Annotated in this window: 8 protein-coding genes; 5 read left to right on the top strand and 3 right to left on the bottom strand. The window is 68.7% G+C overall.

Features of this window, described 5'->3' with window-relative positions; all coding sequences use genetic code 11:
- Positions 1 to 490: 490 nt before the first annotated feature.
- The 4 genes from ACWGID_RS39735 (at position 491) to ACWGID_RS39720 (ending at position 4,909) form a co-directional block, all read left to right on the top strand.
- On the top strand, positions 491 to 1,246 hold the full coding sequence (locus tag ACWGID_RS39735; RefSeq protein ID WP_452204554.1) for an MBL fold metallo-hydrolase: 756 nt from the start codon (positions 491 to 493) through the stop codon (positions 1,244 to 1,246).
- A gap of 48 nt (positions 1,247 to 1,294) precedes the next feature.
- On the top strand, positions 1,295 to 1,891 hold the full coding sequence (locus ACWGID_RS39730) for a GNAT family N-acetyltransferase (RefSeq protein ID WP_452204553.1): 597 nt from the start codon (positions 1,295 to 1,297) through the stop codon (positions 1,889 to 1,891).
- A 623-nt stretch (positions 1,892 to 2,514) separates the two neighbouring features.
- Positions 2,515 to 2,970: an NUDIX hydrolase gene (locus ACWGID_RS39725; protein WP_452204552.1), complete on the top strand. Its 456-nt coding sequence runs from the start codon at positions 2,515 to 2,517 to the stop codon at positions 2,968 to 2,970.
- A gap of 70 nt (positions 2,971 to 3,040) precedes the next feature.
- Complete coding sequence (locus ACWGID_RS39720; protein ID WP_452204551.1) at positions 3,041 to 4,909, top strand: LamG-like jellyroll fold domain-containing protein; 1,869 nt, start codon at positions 3,041 to 3,043, stop codon at positions 4,907 to 4,909.
- A 109-nt stretch (positions 4,910 to 5,018) separates the two neighbouring features.
- Here ACWGID_RS39720 and ACWGID_RS39715 read toward each other — a convergent pair whose 3' ends face one another.
- Positions 5,019 to 5,696: a phosphotransferase gene (locus tag ACWGID_RS39715; RefSeq protein WP_452204550.1), complete on the bottom strand. Its 678-nt coding sequence runs from the start codon at positions 5,694 to 5,696 to the stop codon at positions 5,019 to 5,021.
- Positions 5,693 to 7,165 carry a tRNA (N6-isopentenyl adenosine(37)-C2)-methylthiotransferase MiaB gene (gene miaB / locus ACWGID_RS39710; protein ID WP_452204549.1) on the bottom strand — a complete coding sequence of 491 codons (1,473 nt, stop codon included), beginning with the start codon at positions 7,163 to 7,165 and terminating at the stop codon, positions 5,693 to 5,695. The genes ACWGID_RS39715 and miaB overlap by 4 nt, the downstream gene beginning before the upstream one ends.
- A 262-nt stretch (positions 7,166 to 7,427) precedes the next feature.
- On the opposite strand from miaB, the gene ACWGID_RS39705 reads away from it, so the two are divergent.
- Positions 7,428 to 8,951 (top strand): amidohydrolase family protein, encoded by a 1,524-nt coding sequence (locus ACWGID_RS39705; RefSeq protein ID WP_452204548.1) that lies wholly within the window; start codon positions 7,428 to 7,430, stop codon positions 8,949 to 8,951.
- Here the strand turns inward: ACWGID_RS39705 and ACWGID_RS39700 are convergent.
- Positions 8,948 to 9,118 (bottom strand): hypothetical protein, encoded by a 171-nt coding sequence (locus ACWGID_RS39700; protein WP_452204547.1) that lies wholly within the window; start codon positions 9,116 to 9,118, stop codon positions 8,948 to 8,950. The two genes, ACWGID_RS39705 and ACWGID_RS39700, sit on opposite strands and share 4 nt — an antisense overlap.
- Between the last annotated feature and the right edge of the window lie 100 nt (positions 9,119 to 9,218).

The following is a 9,218-nucleotide window of genomic DNA, read 5'->3' as shown; positions in this document are numbered from 1 at the left end:
CACACCCAAACTCTCGGTTGGACACCCGGGCCGGCCACAACCGCCCAACCCCCGCCCGCCCCAACCCTCTCCCCTTTAAAAAGCCCCCGCCGGCCCCCCCCCCCCCGGGTGGGGGGCCCTTCGCCATGCCGGCACCAGGCTCGCCTGCGGCGTCTCAGCGGACTGTGGACAGCCGCCGGGTCCGATCCACCGAGTCGTGCACCGAGGCGCCTCCCCCATCCGCCGAGTCGTGACGCCGGGTCCCATTTCGCCCGCCACAACCCACGACTCGACCACCGGTGCATGCCGTCGCGGTGTCCGGAGCATGCTCGTCGCCTACTGCGGAACAAGTTCCGAAAAGCGCCGGCGCGAGGCTCGCCCGCGGCGCCGCGGCGGACCGTGGACAGCCTCCGAGGACTGCGCACAAGCTATTGCTTGTCCTCAGTCGGCGGCGGGGGTGCTCAGTTGGCTGCGCCGAGGTGCGGGTTGGCGGTGGGCCTAGGGTTTGGGCGTGAGTGGTGACGGGTTGCGGGTGACGGTGCTCGGGTGCGCTACGCCGTACCCGGAGGTGGGTAACCCGTGTTCGGGGTATCTGGTGCGGGCGGGTGGAACCCGGATCTGGGTCGATGCGGGGACCGGGACGCTCGGACCGCTGCAGGAGCATGTGCGGTTGGACGAGCTCGACGCGATCTGGATCTCGCATCTGCATGCCGACCACAGCGCCGACCTGCTGACTGCGTACTACGGTGCGCTCTACGCGGACGTCACTCTCGCGGCGCCCATCCCCCTCCACGGTCCGCCCAGCATCGCCGACCGGCTTGCCGGATTCCTCACCAACGGGCCGACGCGCAGCCCGATCGAGTCCGCGTTCGCGATCACCGAGTTGTACGACGGCCACGAAGCGACCGTCGGTTCGATCCACCTCACCACTCGGGCCGTGGACCACGGCATGCCCGCGTTCGCCGTACGCATGGAGAGCGCGGGCAGGTCGCTCGCATACTCGGGTGACACCGCGCCGTGTCAGAACCTGACCGAGCTGGCGCGCGACTGCGACGTACTGCTGTGTGAGGCCGACGGTCCGGAGCCCGATAGCGCACACCACACGCCTGAGCAGGCCGGTGCCACCGCAGGCGCGGCGCGGGCTGGTCGGCTGATCGTCACGCATGTCGGCCGCTCGCTCACGCCGGAACGAGCAGCTGTACGCGCGGCGAGCCGATTCGCCGGGCCCGTCGAGTACGCCGTTCCCGGGGCGACGTACACGATCTGAATCTCTTTCCGGAAGGGGATTGTCCGGAAAGCGTCGTACGCTCGGTTCATGGCCAGAGTCGTGGTCGGGGAGTTGACGGTACAGGCGCTTGCGCCGGGGACCTGGGATGCGTTCGAGGCGCTCGCGGAGCGGCACAACGGGGTGTGGGGCGGGTGCTGGTGCACGTGGTTCCAGACGATGCACCACCAGAAGACGTTCGACGCCGGGAACAACCGCGACCTCAAGCACCGCCTCGTGATGGAAGGACACGCGCACGCGGCGCTGGTGTTCGACGGGAAGCTCGCGGTCGGCTGGCTGGAGTACGGCTCGCCGGACGAGCTGCCGAACATCTACCACCGCAAGGAGTACGAGGCCGGGATGGACCGCCCGCCCGACTACCGCCTCACCTGCTTCTTCACCGACCGCGGTTACCGCCGCCAGGGAGTCTCAGCCGTCGCCCTGAACGGCGCCCTCGACCTGATCGCGGACGCTGGCGGCGGCCTAGTCGAGGCCTATCCGCAGGACACCGCCGGCCAGAAGATCAGCGCGTCCTTCCTCTACAACGGCACCCGATCCCTCTTCGAAAAAGCCGGCTTCACCTACAACCGCCCCAAAGGCAAGAACCACTGCGTAATGAGCAAAAAGGTTGCCGGCAGCAAGCGCTAACCGACCTCGAGCAGTCCTAGGGAGCAGTCCAGGTCATCGTGTATCGCCAGAACAGGCCGCGTCTGAGGCGCGCGCATCGGGCTCGACGTCCGTCACCGAAGGAAAAGCGCCGGCCAGCCGGCGCACGAGGTTGCCCGTCCCGCACCCCACATCCAGCGCGTCCGTTCCTCCAGCCGCCCGGACACGACGCGCATGATGCAGCACGAGTGCGGCGTACGCGTCATTGTGAGACCAGGGATGAGCATCATTAAACCGCCCCAGACCACCCAGCACTCCTTCGAAAGCACGAGACATGGGTGCGACAGTATCTCCGCAAGAGCGTCACGTACGCCGAACGCTGACCCGGATCACGCCCCGCCCGACACCAAACTCAATCGCAGTCGACCGCACGGCCAGACGGTTCCGCCGTGAGCGGCCAGTAGAACTGTCACACCAACGAGGTGTCCGGTCCGCGCCCGCCCCACCACAGCTCCTCGCCAACCACGTCAACGCGACGAAGCACTCCGCGACCCCGCCGAAGGCGGCAAGAGTCAGCCGCGCCGGAGGCGTGTCCGATGGTCCTGGCCTTCGCGGTTGCTTGCCTTGTGACGGGTTGTGGGTGGGGGGTGTTTAGGGTGCTGGGTATGGATCGGTTTCGGGTGGTGCCGGCGGCTTATGTGGTGGTTCGGCGGGGGGACGAGGTGTTGATGCTGTTGCGGGCCAACACGGGATACATGGATGGGTACTGGGCGGTGCCGGCGGGGCATGTCGAGCGGGGTGAGGCGGCGGTCGAGGCTGCCGTGCGGGAGTTGCGGGAAGAGGTCGGGCTGGAGGTCGACGTCGCGGATCTCGTGCCGTTGACCGCGATGCATCGGACGGGTGGGAACGGGGATCCGATCGACGAGCGGGTGGACTTCTTCTTCCTCGCGTCGACGTGGCGGGGTGAGCCGCGATTGATGGAGCCGGAGAAGGCGGCGGGGCTGGAGTGGTACTCGCTCGACAAGCTGCCGGAACCGTTGGTGCCGCATGAGGCACGGGTCCTCAAAGCGGTCGCGGAGGGCGGTGGGCTTCCCGCGGTGATCGACCAGGGTTTTGCGTGAGTTCACCATCCCTTGGGGTGCCGCGCTCTAGTGTTCGCTGCGGTGTCAGCGAGCTTGGGAGCGTGGGGCGATGGACGAGCGGTACGACGGGACGAGCCGGCGACGGCTGTTGGGGGCACTGGGCGCAGGTGCGGTCGCCGCATCGGGCGCTCTGAGCACCGGCACCGCGGCGGCAACGGGATCCGCGGGCACGGCGGCAGGATCGAGCGCGACGGCCGGGAACATCGAGGCGGGATCGGTCGGCGCAAAGGCGGGAAGGATCGACACCGAGCATCCGCGGTTCACGCTCGCGGTCGTGCCGGACACGCAGTACCAGTTCGACCAGGACCGTGGTGATGCGGCGCCGCTCACCGCGACGTTCAACTATCTGATCGACCAGCGCAGCTCCGAGAACATCGTCTTCATCGCGCACCTCGGTGACGTGGTGGAGAACGCACTGGCGATGGAGTTCGCGCAGGCCGACCCGGTCTTCAAGATCCTGGATCGCGCCCGGTTCCCGTACTCGGTGCTGGCCGGCAATCACGACATCGACGGCTCGAAGGACGATACCCGCGGCCCGTCGCCGTACCTGGACACGTTCGGGCCGCAGCGGTTCCGGTGGATGCCGACGTACGGCGGATCGACGGCGAACGGGTACAACTCGTACCACGTGTTCCGCGCGGCCGGGCGTCAGTGGTTGCTGCTGGCAATGGATTGGCGGCCGTCGGACGCGAGCTTCGCGTGGGCCCGCGCGGTGATCGCCGCGCACCCGAAGCTGCCGGTGATCCTCACGATCCACGAACTGGTGAACGCCGACCACGGCAACCCGGTCGCGTACTTCAGCGACCACGGCAACCGCGTGTGGGACAAGCTGGTCAAGGACAGCGACCAGATCTTCCTGACCCTCAACGGCCACTACTGGCCGCCCGGCCGGGTCACTCGGCCGAACACCGCCGGCCACGACGTGCACCTGCACATCACCAACTACCAGGACCGGTACTACGGCGGCTCGGGCATGGTCCGGCTGTATCACTTCGACCTGGCCCGGAACACGATCGACGTCGAGACGATCGCGCCGTGGATCCTCGACCAGGAGCCGGCGAAGCGCAACGAGCTCGCCGAGGCGGAACTCGAGCTGAGTGACGACACCAACCGGTTCAGCATCCCGATCGACTTCGCGACCCGGTTCGCCGGATTCGCGCCGGCGCCGGTGCGTCCGGCCCGCCCGGCGAAGCAGCTGGTGATCCCGGGTACGGCGGCGTACTGGCGCTTCGACGGACCGGTCAGCGACAAGGTGATCGACCAGTCGGGGCAGGGGAACGACCTGACGCGGGTCCAGTTGAGCAGCGACCTGCCGACGGCGTCGACGGAGTACCACCCGGATCAGCCGGGACACGCGAGCTGGCTGTTCCCAGGCGGGAAGAATCCGGCGCGCGGCGGGTACTTGAAGACCGTGGACAACGCGCCGCTGAACGCGATGACGTTCTCCAAGGGCTACACGATCGAGGCGTTCGTGAAGCTCGCCGACGACGGGCAGGACCACTCGTGGGAGGGGCTGTTCACCCGGCTCGGCACCGGACGCGACGCTGGCAAGACGGGCAGCGACCCGGATGAGCCGGCGGTGAAGCTCGGGTTCTCGGGCGGTCTGCAGGTGCAGTGGGCGGTGTATCCGGCCGACAAGAACGACACGTTCACCAACTGGGGTCACGAGCAGCGCGCCGGCGAGTGGTTCCACCTGGCGATCGTCAACGACGGCCGGCACAGCACCGTGTACGTCGACTCGTCGGAACTGCTCCGCAACCCGGCGACCCCGTCGAACGGTCTCGCCACCGCCGGCAAACCGTGGCTGGTAGGCGCCGGCCACTACGCAAACAACGTCGACCAAGGCTTCGCCGGACACATCGGCGAACTCCGCGTTGTTAGCCGCCCCCTCAAGCCGGCGCAGTTCCTGAACGCCTGAGCTGTACCGAAGGACGGGTAGTGGTCCCGGCAAACACTGCCGGGCAGCCGTGAGCTGAGCGGCGGCCGACGGCGAGGAGCCGACCACTACCCGTTCTTCGGTACGCCGATCACAGGTAAGAGCGGATCAGTTCTTCCTGAGCGGGCAGCAGGGCCAGCTCGTCCGCAGACAGGGTGGGGTTGCGGCCCCGGACGGCGAGCGCGTCGGGCAGGTCCGGTGTCGGATCGACCGAGTTAGCGAGGTAGGCGCCGAGGGTTTCCCGGATGAGCGGCGCGAGCGCTGCGAAGGACGGGTCGAGGATGACCTGGGCGCAGATGATCGCGGTCATCGCGACGTCGAACTCGGCCGTGCCCTCGTGGGCGTTGCACCAGTCGATGACGACCGGTCCGTCGGCGGTGGCGATCACGTTCAGCGGGTGCAGGTCACCGTGGACGACGACCCGGCCCGGGGTGCCGCTGGGTGCGGGAATGGCGTGCAGCCGACGGTGCAGGTCGGCGTGGATCTCGCCGAGCTGAGTCCCGGTCAGGTCGCCCGCGATCGCCGAGTCGGCCAGGGTCGGACCGTTCAGCCGCTCGAGCACCATGTCCGGGCCGTCGACCTCACGCACCGCCGGCACCGGATAGCCGTGCTTCGCGACGTGCCGCATGTACTCCGCCTCGTCGCGCACCAGGTGGCCGTTGCGATACCGGCGCAGCACCCAGTCGTCGTCGATCGTGTAGACATCCGCGTCCCGCCCCGCCGCGAACGGCTCTGCTCCTGCAGGAAGCAGTGCGGACAGGCCTGTCATCCGACCTGGCAGCCGCCGACTGCGGGCGCGATCGGCTGGGCGCCGATGGTCGGCATCCCGAGCATCACACCAGGCGCACTGGACGGAGTCTCCTGCGCGCGCTGCCACGCGTCGCCGGCGCGCGTCCGGCGTACCGCGCCGAAGACGTCCGCGACCAGGTGATGCGGAGCGGCGTACGTGACCTCGACCGTTGCCATGTCACCCGGTCGCGGCGCCTCGGCACCCTCCGGTACGGCGAAGTGGACCAACCGGTTGTCGGCGCCGCGACCGCTGAGCCGGTGGGTGGCGGCGTCCTTACGCCCCTCCCCCTCGGCGACCAGCACCTCGACCGACCGTCCGACGAGCGTCTTGTTCTCCGCCCAGGCCATGCCGTCCTGCAGCGCGACCAGCCGCTCGTACCGATCCTGTACGACGTCGCGCGGGACCTGGTTCTCCATCGACTCGGCCGGCGTCCCGGGACGCTTCGAGTACTGGAAGGTGAACGCGCCCGCGAACCGCGCCTGCCGCACCACGTCGAGGGTGCCCTGGAAGTCCTCCTCGGTCTCCCCCGGGAACCCGACGATGATGTCCGTGGTGATCGCCGCGTCGGGCATCGCCGCCCGGACGTCCTCGATGATCTTGAGGTACCGATCGCGACGGTACGAGCGCCGCATCGCCTTCAGTACGGCGTCCGACCCGGACTGCAGCGGCATGTGCAGCGAGTGCATCACGTTCGGCGTCTCGGCCATCGCCTCGATCACGTCCGCGGTGAAGTCCCGCGGGTGCGGCGAGGTGAACCGGACCCGCTCGAGGCCCTCAACAGAGCCGCAGGCGCGGAGCAGTTTCGAGAACGCGTAGCGGTCGCCGAACTCCACGCCGTACGAGTTCACGTTCTGGCCGAGCAGCGTCACCTCGAGCACGCCCTCGCCGACGAGCGCCTCGACCTCGGACAGGATCTCGCCCGGCCGGCGGTCCTTCTCGCGGCCGCGCAGCGCCGGCACGATGCAGAACGTGCAGGTGTTGTTGCAGCCCACGCTCACCGAGACCCAGGCGGAGTACGGCGATTCGCGGCGGGTCGGCAGCGTCGACGGGAACACCTCGAGCGCCTCGAGGATCTCGACCTGCGACTCCTGCTCGACCCGGGACCGCTCCAGCAGCGCGGGCAGCGACCCGATGTTGTGCGTCCCGAACACCACGTCGACCCACGGCGCCTTCTTGGTGATCGACGCCTTGTCCTTCTGCGCCAAGCACCCACCGACGGCGATCTGCATGCCGGGTTTGCGGGCCTTTACCGGCGCCAGGTGGCCGAGGTTGCCGTACAGCTTGTTGTCGGCGTTCTCGCGGACCGCGCAGGTGTTGAAGACGACGACATCGGCCTCGTCACCCTCGGGCGCACGGACATACCCCGCGTCCTCCAGCAGCCCGCGCAGGCGCTCGGAGTCGTGGACGTTCATCTGGCACCCGTAGGTGCGGACCTCATAAGTACGCATGACAGCCACCAAGAGTACGTCAGCAGCCCTACCGGGTCTGGGGTGCGTAGCTCCGCCGTCCAGGCGAGTGCATCGCAAGGCGGAGGAGCTGCCTCGATGCGGGGTTCATCGTGGCTGCTCCTCCAACGCAGCGAGGCGCCGCATGGGCGGCGGAGATGCGTGCCCCAGACCCGGTAGGGCTGCTTGGGTAGACAAATCCCTACCGGGGACCTGCTGGCTGGGACCCCTGACCGGCGCGGCGGCGGCGACAATAGTGAGGGGCATGAACAGTTCTCGCCGTCAGTTTCTTGCCCGTACTGCCGCCGGTGCCGCCGTCCTCGCCGGCGGATCCTTCACCGCGACCTCCGCCTCGGCGCTCGTCAAGCAGACCAGGATCACCGCGCTCACCAATCTCACCGTGATCGACGTCGCGACTGGGCGCAGGGAGCGCAACCAGACCGTGTTGATCGGTGGTGAGCGGATCATCGGTGTCGGCCGGCTCCCGGTCCCCCGTGGTGCCGTCGAGATCGATCTGACCGGGAAGTACGTGATCCCGGGCCTCGCCGATATGCACGTCCACAGTCTCGGCGACGAGCGCGTGTCGCCACCTCTCTATCTCGCCAACGGCCTGACCACGGTCCGCGAGATGGCCGGCACCAACCCGGTGCTGTACGACTGGCGCGACCGGATCGCCGCCGGCAGCCTGCTCGGCCCGCGGATGATCGTCGCCAGCAACATCATCGACGGCGACCCGACCCTCTGGGATCCGAACCTGATCCAGGTCATCGTGGTCGACGACGCCGACGAAGCGCGTGCCGCCGTACGCCGGGTGAAGGGCGAAGGTGCCGACTTCGTGAAGGTGTACTCGCGCCTCAGCCGGCCCGCCTGGCTCGCGGTCATCGACGAAGCGCGGAAGGTCGGGCTGACCGTCCACGGCCATGGCCCCGACGAGGTGACCTCCAAAGAGGTCAGTAACGCCGGCCAGCGCAGCATCGAGCACATCCACTCGCTCGGTCTGGCGGTCTCGACCCGCGAGGCCGAGGTACGGCGGATGGTGCTCGCGATCAAGGTGGCGAACGGTGACTACAACTCGTGGTTCCGGCAGATGCACCCGATCGAGTGGATCGCCGCGAACACGTACAGCCCGTCCCGCGCCGCCGACGTCTTCGGGACGCTGCGCCGCAACAACACCCGGGTCACGCCGACCCTGACGATGCACAACGTCCTCGACCAGATCGACTACACGCGCCTCGACCCGAACCTGGCGAAGTACATGAGCGAGGACTCGATCGGCACCTACGACTACGTGATCCAGAACCTGTACGCCGCGAACCGCAGCGCGGAGGAGATCTCGCACCAGCACCAGATGTGGGCGTGGCACCAGCGGTTCGTGCGGGAACTGATCGCGCACGACGTACCGCTGCTGGCCGGCACCGACACGGGCACGCCGTACTCCGTCCCGGGTTTCGCACTGCACGACGAACTCGAGCATCTGGTGGGCGCCGGCGCCACCCCGCGTCAGGCCCTGTACGCCGCGACCGTCGAGCCGGCCAAGTTCCTCGGGCTGTCGGCGGACCTCGGCTCGGTGGAATCCCGCAAGATCGCCGACCTCGTCGTCCTGGACGCGGACCCGCTGACCGACATCCGGAACAGCCGGAAGATCCACACCGTGGTCACCCGCGGCCGGGTGATCTCACCGGCTCAGCGACAGCGGATGCTCGCCGACGTCGAGGCCGCGGTCAAGGAGCCGCCCACGGCCGCGAGTGTCGCCGCAGGCGGCTGCTGCGGGAGCAAGCCCCGAAGCTAAACGACAGCGGCCGGCCGGATCTGCTCCCGCCGTGGTGGGTCCGGTGCGAGCGTCCCGTCAGGGGCCACGTGCTGGAAGATCTGCCCGACCAGCGCGACCACATGCGGATCGGTGACGGAGTAGAACTGCCGACGGCCCTCGCGCTGAGCGGTGAGCAGGCCGGCCAACCGGAGCTTCGCAAGGTGCTGGCTCGCCGTGGGGGGGGCCGGGGGCCCCCCCGCGGGCCCCGCGGCCCCCCCGGGAGGCAACCACACACCCACACCCCCC

It is taken from the genome of Kribbella sp. NPDC054772 (assembly GCF_053611945.1).
Note: the sequence above shows the minus strand (reverse complement) of the source record. Positions and strands in the feature narration are given on the sequence as shown.

Coding starts and splice junctions, on each gene's coding strand:
- ACWGID_RS39715 (WP_452204550.1), bottom strand. CDS start 5,696: ATGACAGGCCTGTCCGCACTGCTTCCTGCAGGAGCAGAGCCGTTCGCG.
- ACWGID_RS39720 (WP_452204551.1), top strand. CDS start 3,041: ATGGACGAGCGGTACGACGGGACGAGCCGGCGACGGCTGTTGGGGGCA.
- ACWGID_RS39705 (WP_452204548.1), top strand. CDS start 7,428: ATGAACAGTTCTCGCCGTCAGTTTCTTGCCCGTACTGCCGCCGGTGCC.
- miaB (WP_452204549.1), bottom strand. CDS start 7,165: ATGCGTACTTATGAGGTCCGCACCTACGGGTGCCAGATGAACGTCCAC.
- ACWGID_RS39725 (WP_452204552.1), top strand. CDS start 2,515: ATGGATCGGTTTCGGGTGGTGCCGGCGGCTTATGTGGTGGTTCGGCGG.
- ACWGID_RS39730 (WP_452204553.1), top strand. CDS start 1,295: ATGGCCAGAGTCGTGGTCGGGGAGTTGACGGTACAGGCGCTTGCGCCG.